At 60.9% G+C, this 25947-nt stretch carries 22 protein-coding genes; 13 read left to right on the forward strand and 9 right to left on the reverse strand.

Annotation, left to right across the window (positions count from 1 at the left end):
- Positions 1-4: 4 nt before the first annotated feature.
- The gene (locus tag EQV97_RS05190; protein WP_240888681.1) at positions 5-622 is read left to right on the forward strand and encodes a DNA-3-methyladenine glycosylase; all 618 of its coding nucleotides are present in this window, start codon (positions 5-7) and stop codon (positions 620-622) included.
- 205 nt (positions 623-827) lie between these two features.
- Here EQV97_RS05190 and miaE read toward each other — a convergent pair whose 3' ends face one another.
- Positions 828-1436, reverse strand: coding sequence for a tRNA isopentenyl-2-thiomethyl-A-37 hydroxylase MiaE (miaE, locus tag EQV97_RS05195; RefSeq protein WP_045061624.1), 609 nt, complete (start codon positions 1434-1436; stop codon positions 828-830).
- Between the two features lie 162 nt (positions 1437-1598).
- On the opposite strand from miaE, the gene EQV97_RS05200 reads away from it, so the two are divergent.
- A complete protein-coding gene (locus EQV97_RS05200) occupies positions 1599-2462 on the forward strand; it encodes a universal stress protein (RefSeq protein ID WP_240888571.1) in 864 nt (287 codons plus the stop codon).
- Positions 2463-2541: 79 nt separating this feature from the next.
- On the opposite strand, the gene EQV97_RS05205 is transcribed toward EQV97_RS05200, so the two are convergent.
- On the reverse strand, positions 2542-3012 hold the full coding sequence (locus EQV97_RS05205) for a DUF1289 domain-containing protein (protein WP_010459705.1): 471 nt from the start codon (positions 3010-3012) through the stop codon (positions 2542-2544).
- Positions 3013-3579: 567 nt separating this feature from the next.
- Here EQV97_RS05205 and acnB point away from each other — a divergent pair.
- On the forward strand, positions 3580-6189 hold the full coding sequence (gene acnB / locus EQV97_RS05210) for a bifunctional aconitate hydratase 2/2-methylisocitrate dehydratase (protein ID WP_122839649.1): 2610 nt from the start codon (positions 3580-3582) through the stop codon (positions 6187-6189).
- Positions 6190-6365: 176 nt separating this feature from the next.
- On the opposite strand, the gene EQV97_RS05215 is transcribed toward acnB, so the two are convergent.
- Both EQV97_RS05215 and EQV97_RS05220 read right to left on the reverse strand, forming a co-directional pair.
- Entirely contained in the window at positions 6366-7646 is a 1281-nt protein-coding gene (locus EQV97_RS05215; protein ID WP_122839648.1) for a serine/threonine transporter, read from the reverse strand.
- 268 nt (positions 7647-7914) lie between these two features.
- Positions 7915-9120: an MFS transporter gene (locus EQV97_RS05220; protein ID WP_240888572.1), complete on the reverse strand. Its 1206-nt coding sequence runs from the start codon at positions 9118-9120 to the stop codon at positions 7915-7917.
- A 105-nt stretch (positions 9121-9225) separates the two neighbouring features.
- On the opposite strand from EQV97_RS05220, the gene EQV97_RS05225 reads away from it, so the two are divergent.
- The 4 genes from EQV97_RS05225 to EQV97_RS05240 all read left to right on the forward strand — a co-directional run bounded on the left by EQV97_RS05225 (position 9226) and on the right by EQV97_RS05240 (position 13032).
- Positions 9226-9867 carry a TetR/AcrR family transcriptional regulator gene (locus EQV97_RS05225; RefSeq protein ID WP_122839646.1) on the forward strand — a complete coding sequence of 214 codons (642 nt, stop codon included), beginning with the start codon at positions 9226-9228 and terminating at the stop codon, positions 9865-9867.
- A gap of 176 nt (positions 9868-10043) precedes the next feature.
- Positions 10044-11009 carry a 2-hydroxyacid dehydrogenase gene (locus tag EQV97_RS05230; protein WP_122839645.1) on the forward strand — a complete coding sequence of 322 codons (966 nt, stop codon included), beginning with the start codon at positions 10044-10046 and terminating at the stop codon, positions 11007-11009.
- Between the two features lie 143 nt (positions 11010-11152).
- A complete protein-coding gene (locus EQV97_RS05235; protein ID WP_240888573.1) occupies positions 11153-12220 on the forward strand; it encodes a phosphotransferase family protein in 1068 nt (355 codons plus the stop codon).
- Positions 12221-12264: 44 nt separating this feature from the next.
- The gene (locus EQV97_RS05240) at positions 12265-13032 is read left to right on the forward strand and encodes an SDR family oxidoreductase (RefSeq protein WP_045061630.1); all 768 of its coding nucleotides are present in this window, start codon (positions 12265-12267) and stop codon (positions 13030-13032) included.
- Between the two features lie 554 nt (positions 13033-13586).
- Here the strand turns inward: EQV97_RS05240 and EQV97_RS05245 are convergent.
- The 5 genes from EQV97_RS05245 to EQV97_RS05265 form a co-directional block, all read right to left on the reverse strand.
- Positions 13587-13835, reverse strand: a complete 249-nt coding sequence (locus EQV97_RS05245; protein ID WP_122839643.1) for a DUF1652 domain-containing protein — start codon at positions 13833-13835, stop codon at positions 13587-13589.
- Positions 13836-14030: 195 nt separating this feature from the next.
- The gene (locus EQV97_RS05250) at positions 14031-15527 is read right to left on the reverse strand and encodes a helix-turn-helix transcriptional regulator (protein WP_122839642.1); all 1497 of its coding nucleotides are present in this window, start codon (positions 15525-15527) and stop codon (positions 14031-14033) included.
- 134 nt (positions 15528-15661) lie between these two features.
- On the reverse strand, positions 15662-16555 hold the full coding sequence (locus EQV97_RS05255; protein WP_122839641.1) for a LysR substrate-binding domain-containing protein: 894 nt from the start codon (positions 16553-16555) through the stop codon (positions 15662-15664).
- A gap of 6 nt (positions 16556-16561) precedes the next feature.
- The gene (locus EQV97_RS05260; RefSeq protein WP_240888574.1) at positions 16562-18766 is read right to left on the reverse strand and encodes a molybdopterin cofactor-binding domain-containing protein; all 2205 of its coding nucleotides are present in this window, start codon (positions 18764-18766) and stop codon (positions 16562-16564) included.
- Positions 18766-19230: a (2Fe-2S)-binding protein gene (locus tag EQV97_RS05265; RefSeq protein WP_240888575.1), complete on the reverse strand. Its 465-nt coding sequence runs from the start codon at positions 19228-19230 to the stop codon at positions 18766-18768. The genes EQV97_RS05260 and EQV97_RS05265 overlap by 1 nt, the downstream gene beginning before the upstream one ends.
- A 118-nt stretch (positions 19231-19348) precedes the next feature.
- Between EQV97_RS05265 and EQV97_RS05270 the strand changes: the two genes are divergently transcribed.
- The 6 genes from EQV97_RS05270 to EQV97_RS05295 all read left to right on the forward strand — a co-directional run bounded on the left by EQV97_RS05270 (position 19349) and on the right by EQV97_RS05295 (position 25876).
- A complete protein-coding gene (locus EQV97_RS05270) occupies positions 19349-20239 on the forward strand; it encodes a LysR substrate-binding domain-containing protein (RefSeq protein WP_240888576.1) in 891 nt (296 codons plus the stop codon).
- 403 nt (positions 20240-20642) lie between these two features.
- Complete coding sequence (locus tag EQV97_RS05275; protein ID WP_122839637.1) at positions 20643-21572, forward strand: amidohydrolase family protein; 930 nt, start codon at positions 20643-20645, stop codon at positions 21570-21572.
- Between the two features lie 4 nt (positions 21573-21576).
- Positions 21577-22482 carry an amidohydrolase family protein gene (locus tag EQV97_RS05280; RefSeq protein WP_045060517.1) on the forward strand — a complete coding sequence of 302 codons (906 nt, stop codon included), beginning with the start codon at positions 21577-21579 and terminating at the stop codon, positions 22480-22482.
- A gap of 254 nt (positions 22483-22736) precedes the next feature.
- Positions 22737-24122, forward strand: a complete 1386-nt coding sequence (locus EQV97_RS05285; protein WP_225568433.1) for a UbiD family decarboxylase — start codon at positions 22737-22739, stop codon at positions 24120-24122.
- Positions 24119-24766 carry a UbiX family flavin prenyltransferase gene (locus tag EQV97_RS05290; RefSeq protein ID WP_240888577.1) on the forward strand — a complete coding sequence of 216 codons (648 nt, stop codon included), beginning with the start codon at positions 24119-24121 and terminating at the stop codon, positions 24764-24766. Before EQV97_RS05285 ends, EQV97_RS05290 begins: the two co-directional genes overlap by 4 nt.
- Positions 24767-24838: 72 nt before the next feature.
- A complete protein-coding gene (locus tag EQV97_RS05295; protein WP_122839635.1) occupies positions 24839-25876 on the forward strand; it encodes a GTP-binding protein in 1038 nt (345 codons plus the stop codon).
- The last annotated feature ends 71 nt before the right edge of the window (positions 25877-25947 follow it).

The following is a 25947-nucleotide window of genomic DNA, read 5'->3' on the forward strand; positions in this document are numbered from 1 at the left end:
CGCCCTGCCCGACGCGTGGTCGGCTGCCAGCGAGTTTCTGGCCGGCATCGATGATGACTGGCGCCGACACATAGCCACCGTTGGTCCTTGCCTGCACAAGCCACACCCAACACGGGATCCCTATGAATCCCTGGTGCGCTCGATTGCCTACCAACAACTGCATGCCAGTGCCGGCGACGCGATCATCGGGCGTTTACTGGCGTTGTTCCCCCCAGGAAATTTTCCGCGCCCGGAGCAGATCATCGCGACTGATTTTGACGCGCTGCGCAGCTGCGGTTTTTCGGCAAGCAAGATAGCGACCATTCAGGGCATCGCCGAAGCGGCGGTGAGTGGCGTGGTGCCCGATTACAACACCGCGCGGGTGATGGACGATGAAGCGCTGATCGAGCGCTTGATCACCCTGCGCGGGGTTGGCCGCTGGACCGTGGAGATGCTGCTGATCTACGGCCTTGAGCGCTCGGATATTCTGCCGGCGGATGACTTCGGGGTGCGTGAGGGGTATCGGCGGTTGAAGGGTTTGGAGGTGCAGCCTACTCGCCGGCAGATGATCGAGATCGGGCTGGACTGGAAACCTTATCGGACAGTGGCTTGCTGGTACTTGTGGCGGGTACCCGGCAAATAGGCCGGGTTTATTTATCAACATTGCGTTTGCGTGGCGGTTTCGCCTGATCCGCGGGATGCCGTGTAACTGGCAAACGCCCCCTAGGAGCTGCCGAAGGCTGCGATCTGTTGATCTTAAGCGGCCGCAGCAAACGTGCTGGCGTCGCATTTTTCAGTCAACTGCCTGGCACCCGCTGTCGGTGAAGTGTGCCTCGCTCCTGCGGGGGTTATGCGGCGGTCGGGATGCCGCTGTGGAAACGGAATTCCACGTCCGGTGATTCGATCAGCTCCTGCTCAGCCGCACGCACCCGGTCGATCACCTGGGCAACATCTTTCGCATCCCCATACTGGTAAGCCAGTTTCAAATAACCCTGGAAATGCCGAGCCTCGCTTTTGAGCAGGCCGAAATAGAACTTGCCCAATTCTTCGTCCAGATGTGGCACCAGGGCTTCAAAACGCTCACAACTGCGGGCTTCGATGAACGCGCCGACCACCAGGGTATCCACCAGTTTTACCGGCTCATGGCTACGCACCACCTTGCGCAGGCCCGAGGCGTAACGCCCGGCCGACAGTTGGCGCAGCTCGATCTTGCGCTTCTTCATCAACCGCATGACCTGTTCATGGTGCACCAGCTCTTCCCGGGCCAGGCGCGACATAAGGTTGATCAGGTCGACGTGGGAGTGATACTTGGCGATCAGGCTCAACGCCGTGCTGGCAGCCTTGAATTCGCAGTTCTTGTGGTCGATCAGCAGGGTTTCCTGATCCGCCAGCGCGGCTTGAACCCAGCCGTCGGGTGTGCGGCAGCCGAGGAACTCGTGAATTTCGGGAAGGATCATGGGGCTCACGCAAAGAAAGGTACAAAACGAAGGGCGCCGATTATACCGGCCTGCCGCCAGACCACCAGTCGCTTACCGTTGATATGCATCAAGTCCCGGATGCGTGGCCAGCAACTATAGTTGTCCAACGCAGCATTTTTCCATCTCCCGGAGAACCCGATCATGCAAGCCATCCGCAGCATCCTGGTGGTCATCGAGCCCGAACACTCGGAAAGCCTCGCGCTCAAACGCGCAAAACTGATTGCCGGCGTGACCCAGGCGCATCTGCATCTGCTGGTGTGCGACCGCAAGCACGACCATGGCGGCATGCTCGGCGTGCTCAAGGCGGCGCTGTTGGCGGATGGCTACAGCGTCACCACCGAGCAGGCGTGGAATGAAAGCCTGCATGAAACCATCATCGATGTGCAGCAGGCTGAAGGTTGCGGCCTGGTGATCAAGCAGCACTTCCCCGACAGCCCGCTGAAAAAAGCCCTGCTCACGCCGGCGGACTGGAAACTGTTGCGGCACTGCCCGTGCCCGGTGCTGCTGGTGAAAACTGCCCAACCGTGGAAGGACGGGGTGGTTCTGGCGGCCATCGATGTCGGCAATACCGACCTGGAGCACCGGCACCTGCACAACATCATCATCGATCATGGCTACGACATCGCCAGCCTGGCCAAGGCCCGCCTGCACGTGATCAGCGCCCATCCGTCGCCGATGCTGTCGTCGGCCGACCCCACCTTCCAACTCAGCGAAACCATCGAAGCGCGATATCGCGAACAATGCCGGGCGTTCCAGGTCGAGTTCGACATCGACGATCAACACTTGCACATCGAGGAAGGGCCGGCTGACGTGCTGATTCCGTTCATGGCGCACAAGCTGCGTGCAGTGGTGACAGTGATTGGCACCGTGGCGCGGTCCGGGTTGTCGGGGGCGTTGATCGGCAATACCGCAGAGGTGGTGCTGGATGCGGTGGAGAGTGATGTGCTGGTGCTCAAGCCGCAGGAGATCGAGGATCATCTGGAAGAGGTGGTGGCGCGGCATTAAAGCAAAAGCAAGATCAAAAGATCGCAGCCTTCGGCAGCTCCTACGCGCCTGTGGGCGCTGCGATCTTTTGACTTTAAAGTCAGCCGCCGAAGGCGTCTTTCAGGAAGCCAGGAGCGATATAGCGCTGGTAGTGCGCCTCCGACAGCAAAAAGAACTCCCGATCAATCGCATCGCGCAGCTCCGGCAGGTTCCAGTCGCGAAATTCCGGCATCAGCACCATGCCGTAGGCCTCGAGGTTGTTGATCACCCGCGCCCCCCGGGCAATCAGCTGATAGGCCCAGCAATATTCCGACTGATGCGGCACGAAGCGAATCTTGCGCTGTTCCAGCTGCAGCCGCAGGCGCTGGGGGTCGAAAATCTCCAGCTTGCTGGCCATGACCTGGGACAACAGCTGCTCCAGACGCAGCCACACCGCGCGCTTCTCCTCCTCGTTGTAACCATTCCAGTTGATCACTTCGTGATGGAAACGCTTGCAGCCACGGCACACCAGGTCACCGTAAACAGTGGAGCAGAGGCCGACGCAAGGGGTCTTGATGGTCTGATTGGGCATAGGTAAGGAGAACACGGGAGAGCAGGACAGGTCGGCATGTTAGCCCTTTGTCTAACATTGATCACCCCTCAATCTTGAGGGGCGGAGGGTCTATTGGACTTTGGCACCGGCCGCGTTGCGCGCCTACGTGCGCGAAGCTGCGTTGCGGGATTTGCCAAGGGAACAACCATTAGCGGCATCCCGCGCCTTGCCTCGCACACGTAGGCGCACAACGCGACTCGCCACCAAAGTCCAATAGACCCTCACTTACCTTTAATTTTTTTTTGCCGTAGAATCAGCCAGCCTTTTAAGGCGCCAATGTCCGTTAGAAGCTGTTTTCAAAGCGTCACGAGCACAGTCGTTCCTTCAGAGCGGTGTTGGCGAAGGGTTTTTCCAGCGGGGAAAAGCCCAACGCCAACCCTCATCAGCTCCCCGTTCTGCAGGCGTAAAACTTTGAAAGCAGCTTCTGTAAGGAATTGTCGGTAATTCTGGCTAAGCGGCCCACAACGCCGCGCAGCGCATGAGTACGGCAATTTCGGGATGAGCGTCCCGGACACCCATTTGGGACCACTGATGAGGGTAATAACTGTGCTTGAAGCCTACCGCAAACATATCGAAGAGCGTGCAGCACTGGGTATCGTTCCCCAGCCGCTCAACGCCGAACAAACAGCAGGCCTGGTCGAGCTGCTGAAGAATCCCCCGGCTGGCGAAGAAGCTTTCCTCGTTGACCTGATCACCAATCGCATTCCGCCAGGCGTGGACGAAGCAGCCTATGTAAAGGCCGGTTTCCTGTCTGCCCTCGCCAAAGGCGAAGCAACTTCCCCCCTGATCGACAAGAAGCGCGCTGTTGAACTGCTCGGCACCATGCAGGGCGGCTACAACATCGTGACCCTGGTTGACCTGCTCGACAGCGCCGAACTGGCCCCTGTGGCAGCCGCTCAGCTCAAGCACACCCTGCTGATGTTCGATGCGTTCCACGATGTCGCTGAAAAAGCCCGCAACGGTAACGAACACGCCAAAAGCGTGATCCAGTCCTGGGCTGACGGCGAGTGGTTCAGCAACCGTCCGACCCTGGCCGACAAGATCAGCCTGCGCGTGTTCAAGGTCACCGGCGAAACCAACACCGACGACCTGTCCCCTGCTCCAGACGCCTGGTCCCGCCCGGACATCCCGCTGCACGCCCTGGCCATGCTGAAAATGGCTCGCGAAGGCATCGTGCCGGACGAGCAAGGCAAGACCGGCCCGATGAAGCAGATCGAAGAAATGCGCGGTCAAGGCTTCCCTATCGCCTACGTCGGTGACGTGGTCGGTACCGGTTCGTCGCGTAAATCCGCCACCAACTCGGTGCTGTGGTTCTTCGGCGACGACGTGCCTTACGTCCCGAACAAGCGTGCTGGCGGTTTCTGCTTCGGCAGCAAGATCGCTCCGATCTTCTACAACACCATGGAAGATGCCGGCGCCCTGCCGATCGAATTCGACGTCACCAACATGCACATGGGCGACGTGATCGACCTGTACCCGCATGCTGGCAAAGTCTGCAAACACGGCACTGACGAAGTCCTGACCACCTTCGAAATGAAGACTCCGGTACTGTTGGACGAAGTTCGCGCCGGCGGCCGTATCCCGCTGATCATCGGTCGCGGCCTGACCGACAAGGCCCGTGCCGAACTGGGCCTGGGTCCAACCGACCTGTTCAAGCTGCCAGAAGCCCCTGTCGATACCGGCAAAGGCTTCACCCTGGCACAGAAAATGGTCGGCAAGGCCTGCGGCCTGCCAGAAGGCAAAGGCGTTCGTCCTGGTACCTACTGCGAACCGAAGATGACCACCGTCGGTTCCCAGGACACCACCGGTCCAATGACCCGTGACGAACTCAAAGACCTGGCGTGCCTGGGCTTCTCGACAGATCTGGTGATGCAGTCCTTCTGCCACACCGCGGCCTATCCAAAGCCGATCGACGTGACCACCCACCACACCCTGCCAGACTTCATCATGACCCGCGGCGGCGTTTCCCTGCGTCCGGGCGACGGCATCATCCACAGCTGGCTGAACCGCATGCTGCTGCCGGACACCGTCGGTACCGGTGGTGACTCGCACACCCGTTTCCCAATGGGCATTTCGTTCCCGGCCGGTTCCGGCCTGGTAGCGTTCGCCGCAGCCACTGGCGTCATGCCACTGGACATGCCGGAATCGATCCTGGTGCGTTTCAAGGGCAAAATGCAACCGGGCGTCACCCTGCGTGACCTGGTTCACGCCATTCCTTACTTCGCGATCCAGGCTGGCCTGCTGACCGTTGAAAAGAAAGGCAAGAAGAACGCCTTCTCCGGCCGCATCCTGGAAATCGAAGGCCTGGACGACCTGAGCATCGAGCAGGCTTTCGAGCTGTCCGACGCCTCGGCCGAACGTTCGGCTGCCGGTTGCACCATCAAGCTGTCGAAAGAGTCGATCACCGAGTACCTGAACTCCAACATCACCCTGCTGCGCTGGATGATCGGCGAAGGCTACGGCGATGCGCGTACCCTGGAACGTCGTGCCCAAGCGATGGAAGCCTGGGTTGCCAACCCTGAGCTGATGGTTGCCGATGCTGACGCCGAATACGCTGAAATCATCGAAATCGACCTGGCCGACATCAAGGAGCCTGTGCTCTGCGCGCCGAACGATCCGGACGACGCCCGCCTGCTGTCCAGCGTTGCTGGTGAGAAGATCGACGAAGTGTTCATCGGTTCGTGCATGACCAACATTGGCCACTTCCGCGCTGCGGGCAAGTTGCTGGAGCAGGTCAAGGGTCAGCTGCCAACCCGTCTGTGGCTGTCGCCGCCGACCAAGATGGACGCTCACCAACTGACCGAGGAAGGCTACTACGGTATCTACGGCAAGGCTGGCGCACGCATGGAAATGCCGGGCTGCTCGCTGTGCATGGGTAACCAGGCACGTGTAGAGCCGAATTCGACCGTAGTGTCGACTTCGACCCGTAACTTCCCGAACCGTCTGGGCGACGGCGCAAACGTCTACCTGGCTTCGGCTGAGCTGGCGTCGGTGGCTTCCATCCTGGGTCGCCTGCCGACCGTCGAGGAGTACATGGAATACGCTGGCAAGATCGACAGCATGGCGGCTGATGTCTACCGCTACCTGTCCTTCGACCAGATCGCCGAGTTCCGTGAAGCTGCAGCGAACGCCAACATCCCGGTCGTTCAAGCCTAAGGTTACAACGCAATAAAAAACGCCGCCCATCGTGAGATGAGCGGCGTTTTTTTTATGCCTTCTGGAACACCGCGTTATCGTTCATCGCTGGCAAGCCAGTCTCCCACAGGATCTACGCTGAACCTGTGGGAGCCTGGCTTGCCAGCGATAGCGGACTCAACGCAACACAAAAACCATCAGGCAGAAAGCGAATAGATCAGCGCCGAAATCGCCACCAGCCCCACCGCCGTCACGAACACGTTCGAAGCCTGCCCGCGATAACGCGCCATGGCCGGTACCTTGCGAATCGCGTACATCGGCATCAGGAACAGAATCGCCGCAATGATCGGTCCGCCCAGGGTTTCAATCATCCCCAGGATGCTCGGGTTCAACGTCGCCACAATCCAGCACACCACCAGCATGAAGGCTGCCGTCATGCGGTCCAGGGTCTTGGCTGCCGGACGCTTGCCGCTCTTGACGATCAGCCCCTTGAGCCCTTCACTGGCGCCGATGTAGTGCCCCAGGAACGACTTGGAAATGGCCACGAAGGCAATCAGTGGCGCCGCAAAGGCAATGGTCGGGTTGCTGAAATGGTTGGCCAGGTACGACAGGATCGACAGGTTCTGCGCCTTGGCTTCCGCCAGTTGCGCCGGTGACAGTGTCAGCACGCAACTGAAGACGAAGAACAGCACCATCACCACCATCAAAGCGTGGGCGCGGGACAGGATCTGCGAGCTGCGCTCTTCGGCATGTTCACCGTAGCGACGCTTCTGATCCACCGCGAAGGCCGAGATGATCGGCGAGTGGTTGAATGAGAACACCATCACCGGAATCGCCAGCCACAGCGTATGCAGTAACGCCGAAGGCGCCGGCACTGTGGTGGCAGTAGCGAGGATGCCACCGTTCCAGTGGGGAATCAGGAACACCGCCAGGAACAGCAGCGCAACAATGAACGGATAGACCATCAGGCTCATGGCCTTGACGATCACCTGTTCGCCGCAACGCACCACCGCCAGCAGGCCCAGAATCAGCACCAGCGACAATACCGCGCGCGGTGGCGGCATGATGTGCAGTTGATGCTCAAGGAAACTGCCCACGGTGTTGGTCAGTGCCACGCTATAGATCAGCAGGATCGGAAAGATCGCGAAGAAGTACAGCAAGGTGATCAGCGCGCCGGCCTTGATGCCGAAATGTTCTTCAACCACTTCGGTAATGTCGGCCCCTTCGCGCCCGGACAATACGAACCGGGTCAGGCCACGGTGCGCGTAGAAGGTCATGGGGAACGCCAACAGCGCCAGAATCAGCAGCGGCCAGAAACCGCCCAGCCCCGCGTTGATCGGCAGGAACAGCGTGCCGGCGCCGATGGCCGTGCCAAACAGCCCCAACATCCAGGTGGTGTCATGGCGATTCCAGCCTTCGAGGCTGGTGGGTTTCGTCGCTACATAGCGTTCGTCGACGCTATTGGCCTGATCATTCATCCGGTCGGATCTCCGCATTCCGGTCACTTGCCACTCGGTCAGGACGCGTCGGAAAAAACCGACAGACATGCTCCGGCCGAAACAGGGGCGCGATTCTCCGCGATAACTGAGCAGAAGCAAAGACTTAGCTGAGGAATGGTTGTGCCTGGCAGATCGTCGACTTGTCGTTATCAGCACAAAAACTGTCGTTATCAGCTGGCTGATCTGTCGCTTTCAGGTATGCCGCCCGATGAAAATTACGACCGTTCGAAGGCGTGCTATCCCCCGGTCAATGACCGTGGACCGCCTGGGTGTTTTGCCGTTGACCTTGGGGAAAACCATGTGCCCGTGCCCGAAATGCAATGGCCAGGCTGATCAATAGCAGTGCCAGCAACACGCCGGGAAATGCACGGGTTCCCCATTGGCCGAGTAACACACCACCCAGCAGTCCACCGCCGGCGATGGCGCTGTTCCAGACCACTACGTTCATGGAGAGCGCAACGTCAGAGCCCTTGCCTGCGGCGTCGGCAAGTGCCGTTTGCAGCAAGGTGGCCGCGCCTCCGAAGGTCAGCCCCCAAATGAAGACTCCCACGTAAATGGCCGCGGCGAAGCCTGAGAACATGCCGAGGAAAATCGACACCGCTGCGAATGCTGCAAGGCTGGCCAGCACGGCTGTTCGCAGGTGCCGGTCAACCAGTCGGCCCGTGAGCCAGATGCTGGCCAGCGCCGCGACACCAAATGTGAGCAGGACCAAATCGACGTTGCTGTTCAGCCCAGCCTTGGAAACGAAGGGTGCGACATAGGTGTAAAGAATGTTGTGGGCCAGCATCCAGGTGAAGACAACCGCCAATACCGAGCGCACGCCCGGGGTGAAAAACACCTGCCGTAAGGGCATGCGCTGTGAGGAAGATTGACCTGGGTAATCCGGCACTTTGATCAGCACCCAAACGATCAATATCAGGGTCATGCCGGACATCAATCCAAAGGCCAGGCGCCAGCCCATGAGTCCACCCAGCCAGGTTCCCATCGGCACACCCAACGACAGCGCGATGGGCGTACCCACCATCGCCACCGCCAATGCGCGCCCCTGTAAATGAGGGGACACCATGCGCCGTGCATAGCCCGCGATGAGGCTCCAGGCCAGCCCGGCTGAAACCCCGGCGAAAAACCGTGCAATCAGCGTCAACCAGTAATCGGAAGACAGCGCCGTGAGGGAGTTGAATACCAGGAAGCCGACAATGGTCACCAACAGTACCGTTCTGCGGCGCCAGCTTTGCGTGGCGATGGTCAGCGGGATCGCCGCCAGCAACGACCCCAATGCATAGACAGTCACCATCTGTCCGGCCAGAGACGCAGAGACACCCAGGCCACTGCCAATTTCGGGCAGCAAGCCCGCTGGCAAGGTCTCGGTGACAATGCAAATGAAACCCGTCATGGCCAGTGCAAGTAAAGCCCCAAGCGGAAGCTTTTCGCTGTGTCGCTCATCTATAGTCATTTGCCACCTCACATATATACCGATCGGTACACTATGGAGGTGGCCCGCCACCTAGTCAACGACTTATATATCGATTAGTATTTAAGTCATCGAGAGGAGGTTCACATGGCACAGATGGGACGTCCGCGCACCTTTGACCGTGGCGTGGCGATTACTCAGGCGCTGCATTTGTTCTGGGAGCACGGCTATGACGCAACGTCACTCAGCCTGCTCAAGGCCAATATCGGCGGCGGCATCACCGCACCCAGCTTCTATGCTGCATTCGGCTCAAAGCAGGCGCTGTTCAATGAAGTGATGGAACATTATCTGAACACCCACGGCCGGGTGACCGATAGCCTGTTCGATACCTCGCTCCCCCCGAGGGAGTCGATCGAACTCACGCTGCGGCGCTCAGCGAAAATGCAGTGTGAACCCGACCACCCCAAAGGGTGCCTGGTGGCGCTGGGCCTTTTGAGTGCCTGCACGGATGAGAGCAAAATCATATCTCAACCACTCGCGCAGGCACGTGCCACCAACCGGGCCGGCATCGTGGCTTGTATCGAACGAGCTGTTGCGGCCGGGGAGCTGGCGGCGACTGTGGCGCCCGATGCATTGGCCACCGTGTTCGACAGCTTTCTGTTGGGAATTTCGGTACTTGCCCGGGACGGTGTCCCCCTCGAACAGATAGATCGTGCGGTGACGCAAATCATGACGTTGTGGGATGCGTCGGGTATCGGTCGTCCGGTCATGGGTTCAGGCCATCCGTAAACAGGGAGAGGTCGCACGGTAGATAGCCGGTGTGCCGCCGACCTTGCTTCTTGCGTGAACCCGTCCAGAATCAAAGCACTACTGCGTAAATGACAACGATTGCCAAACTGTCAGGGAATCAGCATTTTTGACCCATTTGCGCTGTCCACCTAGTCGCCGATCACAGGAGTCGCGCAATGCCCGCAACCGTTCTGGTACTGGTCGAAACCATCAATGACTACCTGCCGATTCTTGAACACCAGGGCTTTCACCTGATTCTGGCACCGACGCCCAACGAACGGGCCGCCGCCATCAGCCGTCATGGTGACCGGATCGACGCAGTGCTGACCCGCGGGCCGCTTGGCTTGTACGCCGAAGAGATCAGCGCCCTGCCCGCCCTCAAGATCATCTGCGTGATCGGCGCCGGTTACGAACACGTCGACCTGCATGCCGCCGCCGACCGGGGCATCACTGTCACCAACGGTGCCGGGGTGAATGCGTCCTCGGTGGCCGACCATGCCATGGCAATGCTGCTGTCGCTGGTGCGCGACATTCCCCGCTGCGACGCCGCCGTGCGCCGGGGCGAGTGGCCGAAAATCATGCGCCCGTCGCTGGCGGGCAAACGCCTGGGTATCCTCGGCCTTGGTGCAGTCGGCATGGCCATCGCCAAGCGCGCGTCCAATGGCTTCGACATGACGATCTGCTACCACAACCGGCAGAACCGCAAGGATGTACCCTACGATTTTTGCTCCACTCCCACCGAGCTGGCACGGGCCTCGGACTTTCTGATCGTCGCAACGCCCGGTGGGGTGGGTACCCGGCACCTGATCAACCGCCAAGTGCTCGATGCCCTGGGGCCCAGCGGTTTTATCGTCAACATCGCCAGGGCCAGCGTGGTCGTGACTGCCGACCTCATCAGCGCGCTTGAGCAACGCAGGATCGCTGGCGCGGCGCTGGACGTATTCGACGCCGAGCCCCGGGTCCCCGATGCACTCAAGTCCCTGGCCAACGTGATCCTCACCCCGCACGTCGCCGGACTGTCTCCCGAAGCGACCCAGGGAACCGTGGAGATGGTTGGGCGCAACCTGGTGGCATTCTTTTCCGGAGAACCGGTACTGACACCCGTCAACCTGCCCAGCGATCTGAGCAGTGCGGTGCTCTGAGACAATTCAAACAGGTGTATCAAAAACAATGATTGGCCGGCAACACGCTCACCTATAAGGGATGTTCGTGGTTGTGGGTGCCAGGAGTGCGCATTAGATTAGCCAATAGTTTCAGGCCTCCAGAATAAGCAGAAGGGATAAGCATGGCGCTTACTGACCAATCCACACCTATCCGCAGCGGCGAAGAACTCGATGCCAGCCTGATCGATCCTTACCTCAAGGCCCATATTCCCGGATTGACTGGCCTGCCCACCATCAGCCAGTTCCCCGGGGGCGCCTCCAACCTCACTTACCTGCTGGAATACCCCGGGCAGGAGTTCGTCCTGCGCCGCCCCCCGTTCGGTCACAAGGCCAAGTCTGCCCACGACATGGGGCGCGAGTTTCGCATCCTCAATCAACTGCGCGACGGTTTTCCCTATTGCCCCAAGGCTTACGTGCACTGCACTGACGAATCGGTGATAGGCGCCGAGTTCTATGTGATGGAGCGGGTCAAGGGCATTATCCTGCGCTCCGAGCTGCCTGCGGAGCTGGGACTGGATTCAGCCAGGACCGAATCCCTGTGCAAGAGCTTCATCGACAAGTTGGTCGAGCTGCACAGGGTCGACTACCAGGCCTGTGGCCTGGGCGACCTGGGCAAACCCGAAGGCTATGTGGCGCGGCAGATTCGCGGCTGGAGCGATCGTTATGAGAAGGCCCTGACCCCGGATGCACCCAAGTGGGAAGCGGTGAAGGCCTGGCTCAATGACAAGATGCCCGCCGATCACCCGACCTCAAGCATCGTGCACAACGACTACCGCTTCGACAATGTGATTCTCGACCCCGGCAATCCGATGCAGATCATCGGCGTGCTCGATTGGGAGCTCACCACCCTCGGCGACCCACTGATGGACCTGGGCAACACGCTGGCCTACTGGATAGAAGCCGGCGACCCGCCGCCGGTGCAACTGATGCGCCGCCAGCCGAGCCATGCTCCCGGCATGCTCACTCGCCGTGAATTCGTCGACTACTATGCCGAGCGTGCCGGCCTGCAGATCGACAACTTCGATTTCTACTACACCTACGGCCTGTTCCGCCTGGCCGGCATCGTGCAGCAGATCTACTACCGCTTCTTCCATGGCCAGACCCAGGACAAACGCTTCGCGCAGTTCATTCACATGAACAAACTGCTGGAGCAGATGAGCCTGCAGGTCATTGCCAAATCCAGCCTCTGAATCCGCCCTGGCCCAATAACAAGACTCTTCATTAAGGGAATTCCATGTCCAAGACTCAGTTGTTCGACCTCGATGGCAAAATCGCCTTCGTTTCCGGCGCCAGCCGCGGCATTGGTGAAGCCATTGCCAAACTCCTGGCCCAGCAAGGCGCCCATGTGATTGTTTCGAGCCGCAAACTCGAAGGCTGCCAGCACGTTGCCGACGCCATCATCGCTGCAGGTGGCAAAGCCACGGCGATCGCCTGTCATATTGGCGAAATGGAACAGATCAGCCAGGTCTTCGCCGGCATCAAGGAACAGTTCGGCCGTCTCGATATCCTGGTCAACAACGCCGCGACCAACCCGCAGTTCTGCAACGTGCTGGACACCGACCTCGGGGCGTTCCAGAAAACCGTCGACGTGAACATCCGCGGCTACTTCTTCATGTCCGTGGAAGCCGGCAAGCTGATGCGCGAGAACGGCGGTGGCAGCATCATCAACGTGGCATCGATCAACGGTATTTCCCCGGGTGTGTTCCAGGGCATCTACTCGGTGACCAAAGCTGCCGTGATCAACATGACCAAGGTATTTGCCAAGGAATGCGCGCAGTTCGGCATCCGTTGCAACGCCCTGCTGCCAGGGCTGACGGACACCAAGTTTGCTTCGGCACTGGTGAAAAACGATGCGATCCTCAAGACCGCACTGCAGCAGATCCCGCTCAAGCGCGTAGCAGACCCCAGTGAAATGGCCGGGGCGGTGCTTTATCTGGCGAGCGACGCGTCCAGCTACACCACGGGTGTGTCGCTGAATGTGGATGGCGGGTTCCTCTCCTGAGTCGACTTGACTTGACGCACACCCGGGCGTGATCTGACTTGACGCACACCCCGTAGGAGCTGCCGAAGGCTGCGATCTTTTGATCTTGATTTTGATTTGGATTAAAAAACAAACACCAAGATCAAAAGATCGCAGCCTGCGGCAGCTCCTACAGGGGGTATGCATTAAACCAATATCGATGGCAAAACCTATTGGGTGACGCACCGGGTCAGCTCGGTCACTCGCGTAACCTGCCCGTTCTCCCCACGCACGTCGCCCTGGACATCAGTGCTTTCGATCATTTCGCACGTACGTTCCAGAGGTGGCGGTGCCGGTGGGGGCGGCGGCGGAGGCGGACTGGCGCAGCCACCAAGGATCAGTGCACAAAGGGCAAGCGACAGCGGCGAAAAAACGCGTTTCCCAAGACTTTTCATAGGCTGACCTGCGGTAAGTTATCGACACTTTCGGCAACCTGACGACAACATCGCGAAGCCGCGCGCTGGTTACAGAAAATAATACCTTCGCATTTCTTATAGCCTAGCCTGCCGCCAACGCCAGTAAATGGCCGCTTTGGACTATAAAGGGCCCAATTGGCGCAAGTTGTTACTCTCGAGTTCATAACGCAATTCTTCGACCAGCGCGGCGACCGCATCAGGTGTTCGCAGATTGACGACACTCAACCCGCTCACCACCAGGTCGACCTGACCTGAAGTCGGGTGATAGAGCTTCACCGTGAGCGAATTGTCGCCGGTCAGGCTGCAGTCACAGGCCAGCGGAGGGAAGCTCTGCTCCAACTGCGTACGCAATTGCACGAGAGAAATCATAGGGATTCACCTTGGCACTGGCGCAAAATGGATCGATATGTCGATGTTTTCGCTATCAATGTTGCTGTTCCTTGAGATGTACCGTTGGGGCACCACAGGTTTTTCCAGCACCTGTATCGCACCCTCCCAGACTACGAACAGGACGAGTCGCCAGACACACCCATTTGCACCCCATCACCTAGTGCATTTGCACCCCTAGCGCTGCCCCTTGGTGCGCCATTCCCCCGAGAACAATCCCCGCTCCCGTGCCCAGACGATGGCCTCGCTGCGGCTGTGGACATTAAGCTTGGAATAGATGGTCGACACATGGTTACGCACCGTGTTGGGTGCCAGCTTCAATCGCGCCGCAATCTCCTTGTCGGCCAGGCCCTCACAGATCAACCCCAGCACATCGCGTTCGCGTGCCGTCAGCTCGGCTAATGACACGCTGGGCAGTTTTGGTGAATTGACGCTCTTCACGTTGGCGAGCTTTTCAATGAGCGTCCGGCTGAACCAGGATGCGTCCTTCATCACTTCCTCGATCGCCGCCACCAGTTCCAGCTCGGTGCGCTTGCGCTCGGTGATGTCCATCATCACCAGCAGGTAAGACGGATGGTCCTGGATATTCACCGTGTCGGCCGAGATGGCGCAGTCGAGCAGTTCAGCCGTTTTCTTGCGCATGCCGACGTCGATGCGGTCCAGCCTTGCGGTTTTTTCCAGGGCGGCGAACAGACGGGTCTGGGCCCCCTTGTCATGAATGAAACCAATGTCGGCAACCGTTTTGCCCAGCACTTCTTCACTCGGATAGGCAAAGGTGTCGAGGAACGCTTCGTTGACATCCATCACCACCTGATCGGCAGCCCCGCACACCAGGATCGGCACCGGCGACAGGCGAAACGCCTTGGCAAATCGCTCCTCGCTCTGGCGCAACGCAACTTCGGCCTTGTGCCGGGGCTCGATGTCGACAAAGGAAAACAGCATGCAGTCTTCCTCGTTGAACGCCAGCGGCTGACCAGCCACTATCACCTGCTTGCTGCCGCCCTCGGGCAATGACAGCTCGGCCTGCATTTGCGGAATGGTGGCGTGCTCGCGCAGGCGCTCGATGGCCAGTTCCCGGCGCTCGGCCCCTTCGAGAATGTCCAGCTCGTAGGTCGACGCACCGATCACCTGATCCCGGGTATAACCGGTCATTTCCAGGAAACCGGCATTGACCTTGATATAGCGCAGATCGCTCAGGCGACAGATCACCGCCGGCGCGGGGTTGGCGTTGAAGGTCCGTTCGAAGCGCTGTTCGGCGCTGGCCCATTCGGTGACATCGTCCATGATCAGCACCAGCGACTCGGGATCGCCGCGACTGTTGGTCAGGACCCGGCTGCGCACGTTGTGCACCCAGGTGCGCTCCTCATCATCGGTGGGGGTCACCTCCACCAACACGTCACTGAAGGTCTCGCCACGGCCCACGCGGCTGATCGGATAATTGTCGAACACTACCGGATGGTTGTTGCGATAACGCAGGGCGAAGCGCTTGGCGTATTCCTGGGCATTGGCACCCAGGTCACCCAGTTGCTCGACGCCATGCATGGACAGTGCAGCTTCGTTCGCCCAGATGATGGTCTGGTCTAGCTCCAGCAAAATAACCCCGTCGGACAGGCCAGCGATGATCTGCTGGAGATGGCGGCGATTGGTTTCGGTGGTCAGGACGTCCTGGCTCATTGGATCTCCACTGATATATCCGCACCAACCCGTGGTGCTCTGTGAAGATGTCGACCGCAGCCATTGGCGTAAGTGCGAATAAGTCTTGTAGCAGCTGTGTGAGCAAGGCTTGCTCCCACAGCCCTAGGCAGCGTCTACCGGGTCGCGCCTTCGACGACCAACTCGCGCAACGTATCCAGGAACAGCTTCAGCACCGGCGATTCATCGTCGGCGCGGTAGGTGGCGTAAAGCGGCACCTCGGGCAGAGCCGGGCTCAACCGACGGAACACCAGCCCGGCGGGCGCCAGCTGTTCGATCGAGGCTGGCAGCAAGGCCACCCCGAACCCTGCGCGGACCAGGCTGAGCAAGGTCTGTACCTCGATCACCTGCTGGCGGATCTGCGGGGTGAAGCCGGCCTTGATGCAACACTGGAAGAGAAAATCGGCAAACCTCGATTGCTTGAGTTCCAGTGCCACGAAAGGTTCTGCCGCGAGGTCGGCGGGCGCCAGCAGTTCGCGTTGCGCCAATGGATGGTCCACCGGCATGACCACCCGGATCGGCTCATAAATCAGCAGTTCGTTACGCAGGCCCGGATCGTCGTAGCCGACCCGAAACACGCAGGCGTCAATACGCTTTTCCTTCAAGGCCTTGACCTGAGCCGCCGGGGTCATCTCGTGCAACCGCCAGTTGACCTGCGGATAGCGCTCGCGAAACAGGTGCAGGGCCCGCGGCAGCACGCCGACCATCACCGAGCTGATCATGCCGATCTCCAGCTCGCCCAACTGGCCGCGACCGGTCTGGCGGGTCAGGTCCAGCGCGCGGTTCAGTTGTTCGAACACCAGGGGCGCCTGCTCCTTGAGCATCTGCCCCGCCGCCGTCAGTTCGACCCGATGGTGGCTGCGCTCGAACAGCGGCGTACCGAGTTCTTCCTCCAGCAGGCGGATCTGCTGGCTCAGTGGTGGCTGACAGATGTGCAACCGCGCCGCAGCCCGACCGAAATGCAGCTCTTCGGCCAAGGCCATGAAATACCGCAACAAGCGCAGGTCCATGGCGGCTTACCCAAGAGTCAGTGGTGTCGAGCGCTGACGCACGCCCGTCAGGCTGAACAGCGCGTTGGCAATGGCCGGGGCCACCGACGGGCTGCCCAGCTCACCGACGCCCCCTGGTTTGCCCGGTTCGCCGTCGAGCACCAGGATGTCTACCTGCGGCATGTCGGACATGCGCGGCACCCGGTAATCATGGAAGTTGCTCTGCACCACCTGGCCCTGCTTGATGTCCATGCGGTCAAAAAGCGCGTGACCAAGGCCCCACATCAGGCCGCCGTAGATCTGTTCCTCGACGCCGCCAGGCGACACGGCCAGACCGCAATCGACCACGCACGTGAGCTTCTCCACGCGAATCACTCCGTCCTTTCTGGCCACCCGCGCCACCACGGCGATATAGCTGGTGTAACCCTGATTGGTGGCAATCCCCAGGGCCGTGCCTTCCGGTAGCGGCTGACCCCAACCCGCACGCTCGGCGGCACTTTTGAGCACCGCGACATGACGCGGCCGCTCGTGCATGTGTGCCAGCCGGAAGGCCAGGGGATCCTCTGCCGCACCCTGCGCAAGCTCGTCCATGAAGCTTTCCACGGCGAACACGTTGGGGATGAAGCTCACCGAGCGATACCAGCCGCTCGGCACCTGGCTTTCGTGCTTGACCCAGACCAGGTCCAGGTTCGCCGGTCGATACGCAAAGTCCCACGCGGTGAGCGCTTCGGTGGTGCTGTAGTCCATTCGGTCAGGCCGTTCAAAATAGCCCGGCTCCCACTGCTCCGGCGAGGCCGGCGACACGGCTTCAAGGCGCAAGGCCGTCAGGCGGCCCTGGGCGTCCAGTGCGCCTTTGGCCCTGTGCAACGTGGCCGGGTGCATGAACAGCGAGCGCATTTCATCTTCACGGCTGTTCATCAGCTTCACCGGGACCTTGGCCTGTTGCGCCAGGTACGCCACTTCGAACAGCCAGTACTTGGCCTCCCGTGCGCCGAAACTGCCACCGGAGACCATCTCATTGATGGTGACCTTGTCCTTGGCGATACGGCACACCACGTGCGCCGCCTCCAATGCCGAAGACGGTACCTGCACGCCGCCCCAATAGGTGATGGCGTGGTCCTTGACCTGGGCGGTGATGCAGATCGGTTCCAGAGGGTTCTGGACTTTGCAGGGCATGCGGTAATCAGCTTCCAGCAGCCGCGCCGCGCCCGGCCATTGAGCATCGACATCACCCGCCTGCATCGCCGTGACCCGCAGCGCGGTTTTATCAGCGAGTGCCGCCGCCTGGGCTGTGGCCAGCTGATCGCTGTCGAACCCGGCGAGGGGCGACTCGCTCCATTGCACCACCAGTAGCGCCCGCCCCTGCTGCGCGGCCCAGTAAGTGTCGGCCAACACCGCGACACCTTCCTGATTGCCGCCGAGCACGTCGGGACGGCCCGGTACAGCGATCACCTTGCGCACACCCGGGACCTGTAATGCTGCAGTGCTGTCCACCTTCAAGACTTTCGCCCCCACCACCGGGGTGCGCAGGATCAGCGCCACCAACAGGTCGGGCAATTGCACATCGATGCTGTACTTGAAACGTCCGCAGACCTTCGCCGCCGCATCGCGTTTATGGCGCAATTTGCCGATGTACTTGAACTGCGCGGGGTCCTTGAGCTTGACGGCTGTGGGCGCCGGCAAGTGCGCGGCCACACTCGCCAGTTCGCCATAACCCAGGCTGCGCTGGCTGGTGCTGTGGACCACCCGGCCCTCCTCGGTGGTGCAGCTGTCAGGGCTGACCTGCCACTGCCTCGCCGCTGCCGCGATCAATAATGCTCGAGCGGTGGCACCCGCCATACGCAAGCGATCAAACTCCAGCGACACGCTGGTGCTGCCCCCGGTGGAATAGACTTTCCACACCGGGTGGATATAGGTTTCGAAGAAGGGGTTTTCCGGCGAGATGACCTGCACGGTCATCGGGTTGACGTCCAGCTCCTCCGCCACGCACGCGGCCAGTGCAGTGTGGGTGCCGGTGCCGGAATCGTGTTTGTGCACCACCAGTTTGACCGTGCCATCGGGCAATACCCGCACCCAGGCATTCGGCTCAAAGGCAGTGGCAGGTGCCGGCGCTTTCGGGTCGCTGGCGCTGATGCCGGCGGGCAGGTAGAAGGCAACCGCCATACCCGCAGCAACGGTGGCGCTGTGCTTGAGAAACTGCCGGCGCGGCAGCTCGATCCGGGTGATCGTCATCACGCCTCCTTCGGCGCATTGGCTGCGCGCTTGATCGCCTTGTTGATGCGCCCGTACGTGCCGCAGCGGCACAGGTTCCCGGACATCGCATCGCGGATCGACTCATCGGTGACCGCCGCCCCGGTGATGAGCAGCACCGCCGCCGACATGATCTGGCCGGATTGACAGTAGCCGCATTGCGGGACATCTTCGGCAACCCAGGCCAGCTGCAGCGGATGCTGCCCGGTGGGCGACAAGCCTTCGATGGTCGTGATGCTGTGCCCCGCCACCGCCGCCACCGGTAACTGGCAGGAACGCACTGCGACCCCGTCCAGGTGCACCGTGCAGGCACCGCACAGCCCCATGCCGCAGCCGAACTTGGTGCCGGTGAGTTTCAAGTGGTCACGCAACACCCATAACAAGGGCATGGAGGGCGCAGTCTCTACCAGCTCGTGTCGTTCGCCGTTTACCGTGAATTCGATCATTGTCAGGCTCCAAAAGAGCGGCCCGTCTTTGTGCGGGCCTGGTGATCGAATAGTGGTAACCCCAGGCCAATCGGGCCAGCGACGATTTCTGCCACCCTGTGTAAGTAGGACTAACAGCATGTACAAACGATACCCGTCGGTACAGTCCATGAGCGCATTCATCCAGGCTGCGCGCAGCGGCAGTTTTTCCAGCGCTGCGCGCAAGCTCGACTTGACCCACAGCGCCATCAGCCAGCAGATCCGTGCCCTGGAAGACTTCATCGGCCAGCCGCTGTTCGTGCGCGAAGGCGGTGGCAGCAACCTGACCGATGCCGGCCAGTTGTTCGCCAGCGTGCTCTCTGACGGCCTGGCACAAATCGACCGCGCGTTGTCCTCAGTGAAGAACCGCAGCGTGGCGCAGCGGCTGACGCTCGATGTCGACAGCGAGCTGGCGCAGAGCTGGCTCAACCCACGCTTGCCCGAGCTTCTGGATTTACTGCCCGGGCATGAAGTCGTGATGCTGTCGGTGCCACGCTCGGATCGCACTTCGTTCGAGCGGGTGGACCTGGCATTGCGCTATGGCTATGGCGACTGGGAGGACTGCGAGATGACGCAGATCTGCGGTGACCGGGTCATGGCGGTGGCCTCCCCCGGACTGCTTGAGCTGCACGCTCTGCAGCTGCCGATGACGCCGGCGCAGGTGTTGCAATTGCCGTTGCTGGGCTACACGCGCCGGTCGTGGATTCCGTGGCTGGATGCCGCAGGATTAACCCCCACCGAGCCGGCCGCGCGGGTTATTTTCGATAATGCGGCGAACCTGATTGCAGCGGCTGAAGCGGGGGTCGGTGCGGGATTGGTGCGTGGGCTGCTGGCGGCGGATGCGTTGCGCGCGGGGCGCCTGGTTGAACTGAACACCGCGCAGATCCCAGCGCATTACAACTTGTATGCGGTGTGGCCGCCGGGGCAAGCCGAGCGCGTGGCGCCAGTGGTTGAGGTGATCAAGCAGCTGGCCTTGCGTACACAATCCTGACGCCATCGCTGGCAAGCCAGCTCCCACAGGAATCAAAGTGTTGACCCAGTCTTTCTGACAACACAAAAATCTGTGGGAGCTGGCTTGCCAGTTTCCACAGGGATTAAATTGTTGACCCAGTCTTTCTGACAACACAAAAACCTGTGGGAGCTGGCTTGCCAGCGATGAGGCCCGCCCAGTCAATACGAAACCATATCGAACGCATATCACCCCCCTGCCCAATTAATATTGTACGAACCCTACCCCCCCTTCCAATACTCCTCCCCAAGCAGCCAGCGTCCCGAGCCGGATGCGACCAGGCGAGGGAATGCGCAGCCTGCTGCGCATAGAAATGGCCGATTGCCCGGACGTGGCTGCTAGCGAACCGCAAGGTTCCCTTTCCGCTATCAGGAGATCGACTTCAATGATCATCGATATCAGCTGCTATCCCACCGATCTGGTGGACCTCGCCTGGAGGCATGACGGTGACCCGTTCACCGGCGAGCGTCTGCTGGAGATGATGGATGGCCCGTACATGGTCAACGGCAAACCTCGCCGCATCGACAAAGCCTTCATCCAGCCCCCCCAGGGCAACACCATCTACACCTGGACCGACGGCGACCTGACAGGTCGCGAGTCCATCGACGCCTACATGGCCTACACCCTGAAGATGGTCCAGACCTACCCGGATCGTTTCATTGGCTGCTTCGTCTACAACCCCCGTTGCGGGGTGCAGAACGGCGTCGAAGCAATCGAACGCTACGTCAAGGAACACGGTTTCAAGATGGTGCAAATGCAGGCCAACATGCATGCCTATCGCCCGGACCGCGCCTTGGACTGGGTGCGTCCGGCCTTCGAGAAATGCGCCGAGCTCGGCATCCCGGTCAAGCTGCACACCGGTGATGGCCCCTACAGCATCCCGTCGGAATGGGTGCCGATGATCAAGGAATTCCCCAACGTCGATTTCATCATGGCGCACTTCGGCGTGCAGACCGGTGGCGTCTACGTGTTCGAACCCATGCAATGGGCCATGGAACTGCCCAACGTCTACTGCGAATCAGGCTGGTGCCTGCAATCGCGGATCGTCGAATTCGCCAAGGTGCTGCCCACCCACAAAATCCTCTTCGGCACCGACACCCCCCCCAACGAGCCAGGCATGTGGCTGCGCCTGCTGGAAGTGCTGTGCCACGAGCCGCCGCAGGGCCTGAACCTCGACGAGGACACCCTCGAAGACTATCTGGGCAACAACACCGCACGGATGATCGGCCTCGAGCCGACTGCGCCGCCGCGTTCCGTGTCCGAAGCCGAGGCGCAACTCAAGCGCCCCGTCACCACCCCATTGGCCAGGAGCTGAATCGATGATCATCGACACCCATCTGCACCCCACCAACCTGGTCGACGAGGCCTGGCGCCACACGGGCGAACCCTTCACCGGTGAGCGCATGCTCAAGCTGATGGACGGCCCCTACATGATCAACGGCAAACCTCGCCGCATCGACATGGGTTTCATCCAGCCGCCACCGGGCAACACCGGCTATCGCGACGGTAACCGCCGGGGCCGCGAAGGCGTGCGCGACTACATGTCGTACATTGCCGAACTCTGTGTGAAATACCCCGATCGCTTCATCGGCAACTTCAACTTCAACCCGCGCTGGGGACCGGAAAACGGCGCCGCGGAGCTGGAATTCCACATCAAGGAATACGGCTTCAAGATGCTGAAATTGCACGCCAACATGCACGGCTATCGCCCCGATCGCGCACTGGACTGGCTGCGCCCGGCGATGAAGGTCTGCGCCAAGTACAACATCGTGGTGCTGATCCACACCGGCGACGGCCCGTACACCATCCCGACGATGTTCTACCCGATCATCCGCGAGTTCCCGATGGTGAACTTCATCATCGGTCACTTCGGCATCCAGACCGGCGGCAATTACTCGTTCGAAGCGTTCTGGATGGCGATGGACACGCCCAACGTGTACTGCGAATCAGGCTGGTGCTTCCAGTCGCGGATCGTCGAGTTCGCCAAGGACCTGCCGCGCAACAAGATCGTGTTCGGCACCGACTCGCCACCCAACGAACCGGGCATGTGGCTGCGGGAACTGGAGGTGTTGTGCTCGCCGGCGCCCCAAGGCCTGGGCATCGATGAGGATCATCTGGAGGACTACCTGGGCAACAACATCGCCCGGCTGTGCGGCATCGAACCGACGCCGCCACCCAAGGACCTGATCGAGGCGGACATCCGCCTGACTACCACTTATTTGTAGATCGGCATCACACAGAACCCTGTGGGAGCCAGCCTGCTGGCGATGGCGGCAGCACAGTCAAAATCATGTCGACTGGCCCACCGGTATCGCCAGCAGGCTAGCTCCCACAGGTTCTGCGCCAATCCACAACATTGCGGTACAGCGACTTTACAGGCGCGAAGATGAACCGGCATTCGATCGACCGGCGGGCCAACGGCTTGTCGATCAAACGTCGCCCTCAACCCTGCGCGCCTGCTTTTTTTCGAGGTGAAACCATGACCGTTTCGACGCTTGGCGATACCCAGGATTTCCACGTTTTCATCGACGCCTATCGCCGGTTGTTCCCGGACGACGTGCTGACCATTCACGACCCCCTGAGCGCCGACCAGGACGTCACCGCCTTGGTCGACGCCCTCGCCAGCCAGGGCCGCGATCCGCTGTTGATCTGCGAACAGGTCGGCAACCTCGGCGTGCCCGTAGCCACCAACCTGTTCGCCTCCCGCAACCGGATCGCAAAAATCTTCGGCGTCACCGCGGCGCAACTGCACGAGACGTTCCAGGCGCGCGCGAACCAGCCCATCGCACCGCGCTACGTTGAAACCGGCCCGGTGCTGGACGAAATTTTCGAAGGCGAGGCCGTGGACCTGGCCTTGTTGCCGATGCTCAAGCACTTCGACAGCGACCGCGGCCCCTACATCACCAACGCGATCATCATTGCCGAGGATCCGCTGACCGGCATCGCCAACATGAGCTATCACCGCTCCATGCGCCATGCCCGGCAGACCCTCGCCACCAGCCTGCACTCACGGGGTCACCTGTGGCGCATGCTGCAAACCGCCCGAGAACGCGGGGAAGAATTGCGCGTGGCCATGGTCGTCGGCGCTCATCCGCTGTTCATGCTCGCCGCCGCCGCGCGGTTACCTTTCGGCAGCGATGAGCGGGCAGTCGCCGGCGGCCTGTTCGGCGCCCCGCTGGAGCTGGTCAAGACCCCACGCTACGGTATCGGCGTGCCGGCGTTCGCCGAATTCGTGCTCGAAGGTGCGATCGACCCGACGGCCTATGCCGAAGAAGGTCCGTTTGGCGAGTTCAGCGGTTATTCCTCGGATCGTTCGACCAACAACGTGCTGCGCGTCGACACCCTGATGCGCCGCAAGGATGCCTGGCTGGTGGACGTGGTCGGCGGGCGTTATGCCGAACACCTGACCCTGGCGCGGCTGCCCCGGGAAGCGGAAATGAGCGAAAAGCTCAAGGCGCGCTTTCCCGCCGTCACCGCCGTGCACTACCCCAACTCCGGTACGCATTTTCATTGCTACGTGGCCCTGGACCAGAGCCGCGACGGCGAAGCGCGGCAGATCATGCTGGCGCTGCTGGGCTGGGACCCTTACCTGAAATCGGTGATCGCGGTGGACAGCGACATTGACATCAATGACGACAGCCAGGTGCTCTGGGCCTTGGCCACGCACTTCCAGCCGCATCAGGACATCTTCGTCATCGACGGCTTGCCCGGCAGCCCCCTGGACCCTTCGTCCTCGGTCAACGGCACCACCTCGCGCATGGGCCTGGACGCCACCCGCGGCGCAGGGTTTGACGGCATCAAGGCACAGCTCGACCAAGCCGTCCTGGAGCGCGCGCGCAGCCTGCTGCAGGGTTATCGGTCATGAATCGCCAGCGCCTGGTGGTCGGTATCAGCGGCGCGTCCGGGTTTATCTACGGCGTGCGCCTCCTGGAGTTGCTGGCCAGGCTCGACATCGAAACGCACCTGGTCATCAGCCGGGCCGCATTGCTGACCATGGCCCATGAAACCGACTACAAACTGGCGGACGTGATCGCCCTGGCCAGTCACTACCACCGCGCAGACGACGTCGCGGCGGGCATCGCCAGTGGCTCGTTTCGTTGCCTGGGCATGGTGGTGGCGCCCTGTTCCATGCGCACCCTGGCGGAAATCGCCACCGGCACCTCCGCAGGCCTGATAGGCCGCGCGGCCGATGTGACCTTGAAGGAGCGCCGCACCCTGGTGCTGATGGCCCGGGAAACGCCGTTGACCCTGGCGCACCTGCGCAACATGACCGCCGTCACCGAAATGGGCGGGATCATCGCCCCGCCCGTCCCGGCCTTCTACGCCCGTCCGCAAAGCCTTGCGCAGATGGTCGATCACAGCCTGGGTCGGGTCCTCGACCTGTTCGGCCTGGACGCCGGCACCGCGTTGCGCTGGGGTGAACCCGACCTTCATTCATTGAAAAACAAAACCTGTGGGAGCGAGCCTGCTCGCGATGAGGCCGCAACAGCCAGCATCGGTATTGGCTGATCCAGCGCCATCGCGAGCAGGCTCGCTTGCACACTGCAGTACCCCGACCCATTGGTTCCAAAGGAGCATCACATGAACAGCCCATTCAACGCCCCGACCCCGAACCGCAAGATCCCGGTGACCATTCTCACCGGCTTTCTTGGCGCCGGTAAAACCACCCTGCTGAACTACATCCTCAAGGAAAACCACGGACGCAAAATTGCCGTGATCGAGAACGAATTCGGTGAGGTCGGGATCGACGGCGACCTGGTCCTCAGTTCCGAGACCGAGGAAATCTACGAGATGGTCAACGGGTGCGTGTGCTGCACCGCCGAGGTCCGCGAAGACCTGGTGCGCATCGTTCGCGAACTGGTGGCGCGCCCCGTACGCCTCGACCACATCCTGATCGAAACCAGCGGCCTGGCCGACCCGTACCCGGTGGCGCAGAGCTTTTTCATCAACGATCCCATCGCCGATGAAGTGGAACTGGATGCGATCGTGACCATGGTCGACGCCAAGCACATCGCCCAGCATCTGGAAGACCTGCAACTCGATGGCGTCGACAACCAGGCTGTGGACCAGATCGTCTGCGCCGACCGGATCGTGATCAACAAAGTCGACTTGGTGAGCAGCGCCGAGTTGCACGCACTGAGCGAAAAAATCCGTGGCTTGAACGCGACGGCGGACCTGGTGACCTCCAGCTACGCCGAAATAGACCTGACGAAAATCCTCGGCATCGGCGCCTTCGAGTCCACGCAAAAACTCATGGAAATCGGCGCCGAACATGACCATCACGCCCACGAACATCATCACGAACCGGATCACGCCCACGACCCCAGCGTCTCGTCGGTAGGCATTGCCGTGGACGGCGCGGTGAACCTTGGCGCGTTCCACCGCTGGATCAGTGAATTGCGCACCGCTCAGGCCGACAACCTGTACCGCATGAAAGGCGTACTGGCGGTGCAGGACCAGGACCAGCGCTACGTACTGCAAGGCGTCCACAGCCTGGTGGAGTTTCGCGCATCAACCTTGTGGGGCACCGAACCGCGCTCCAGCAAGATCGTGTTCATCGGCCGCGACCTGGACCGCGCGGCGCTGAACCAGGGCTTTGCCGCCTGCCTGGCAGGCTGAAACAGCGGCATCGGAGCCGGTGGATGGCGGCTCCGGGCATACGGATGCCTGACACCTGTGGTAGCCCACTG

This window comes from Pseudomonas sp. TMW22090 (genome assembly GCF_022496665.1).
Classification (GTDB): Bacteria; Pseudomonadota; Gammaproteobacteria; order Pseudomonadales; family Pseudomonadaceae; genus Aquipseudomonas; species Aquipseudomonas gregormendelii.

What these genes read in the sequence shown, in the direction of transcription:
- miaE (WP_045061624.1), bottom strand. Translation starts at nt 1,436, where the DNA reads ATGATCCTTCCCGAAATTCACGAGTTCCTCGGCTGCCGCACACCCGAC.
- EQV97_RS05200 (WP_240888571.1), top strand. Translation starts at nt 1,599, where the DNA reads ATGCAAGCCATCCGCAGCATCCTGGTGGTCATCGAGCCCGAACACTCG.
- EQV97_RS05205 (WP_010459705.1), bottom strand. Translation starts at nt 3,012, where the DNA reads ATGCCCAATCAGACCATCAAGACCCCTTGCGTCGGCCTCTGCTCCACT.
- EQV97_RS05215 (WP_122839648.1), bottom strand. Translation starts at nt 7,646, where the DNA reads ATGAATGATCAGGCCAATAGCGTCGACGAACGCTATGTAGCGACGAAA.
- EQV97_RS05220 (WP_240888572.1), bottom strand. Translation starts at nt 9,120, where the DNA reads ATGACTATAGATGAGCGACACAGCGAAAAGCTTCCGCTTGGGGCTTTA.
- EQV97_RS05225 (WP_122839646.1), top strand. Translation starts at nt 9,226, where the DNA reads ATGGCACAGATGGGACGTCCGCGCACCTTTGACCGTGGCGTGGCGATT.
- EQV97_RS05230 (WP_122839645.1), top strand. Translation starts at nt 10,044, where the DNA reads ATGCCCGCAACCGTTCTGGTACTGGTCGAAACCATCAATGACTACCTG.
- EQV97_RS05235 (WP_240888573.1), top strand. Translation starts at nt 11,153, where the DNA reads ATGGCGCTTACTGACCAATCCACACCTATCCGCAGCGGCGAAGAACTC.
- EQV97_RS05240 (WP_045061630.1), top strand. Translation starts at nt 12,265, where the DNA reads ATGTCCAAGACTCAGTTGTTCGACCTCGATGGCAAAATCGCCTTCGTT.
- EQV97_RS05245 (WP_122839643.1), bottom strand. Translation starts at nt 13,835, where the DNA reads ATGATTTCTCTCGTGCAATTGCGTACGCAGTTGGAGCAGAGCTTCCCT.
- EQV97_RS05250 (WP_122839642.1), bottom strand. Translation starts at nt 15,527, where the DNA reads ATGAGCCAGGACGTCCTGACCACCGAAACCAATCGCCGCCATCTCCAG.
- EQV97_RS05255 (WP_122839641.1), bottom strand. Translation starts at nt 16,555, where the DNA reads ATGGACCTGCGCTTGTTGCGGTATTTCATGGCCTTGGCCGAAGAGCTG.
- EQV97_RS05260 (WP_240888574.1), bottom strand. Translation starts at nt 18,766, where the DNA reads ATGACGATCACCCGGATCGAGCTGCCGCGCCGGCAGTTTCTCAAGCAC.
- EQV97_RS05265 (WP_240888575.1), bottom strand. Translation starts at nt 19,230, where the DNA reads ATGATCGAATTCACGGTAAACGGCGAACGACACGAGCTGGTAGAGACT.
- EQV97_RS05270 (WP_240888576.1), top strand. Translation starts at nt 19,349, where the DNA reads ATGTACAAACGATACCCGTCGGTACAGTCCATGAGCGCATTCATCCAG.
- EQV97_RS05275 (WP_122839637.1), top strand. Translation starts at nt 20,643, where the DNA reads ATGATCATCGATATCAGCTGCTATCCCACCGATCTGGTGGACCTCGCC.
- EQV97_RS05280 (WP_045060517.1), top strand. Translation starts at nt 21,577, where the DNA reads ATGATCATCGACACCCATCTGCACCCCACCAACCTGGTCGACGAGGCC.
- EQV97_RS05285 (WP_225568433.1), top strand. Translation starts at nt 22,737, where the DNA reads ATGACCGTTTCGACGCTTGGCGATACCCAGGATTTCCACGTTTTCATC.
- EQV97_RS05290 (WP_240888577.1), top strand. Translation starts at nt 24,119, where the DNA reads ATGAATCGCCAGCGCCTGGTGGTCGGTATCAGCGGCGCGTCCGGGTTT.
- EQV97_RS05295 (WP_122839635.1), top strand. Translation starts at nt 24,839, where the DNA reads ATGAACAGCCCATTCAACGCCCCGACCCCGAACCGCAAGATCCCGGTG.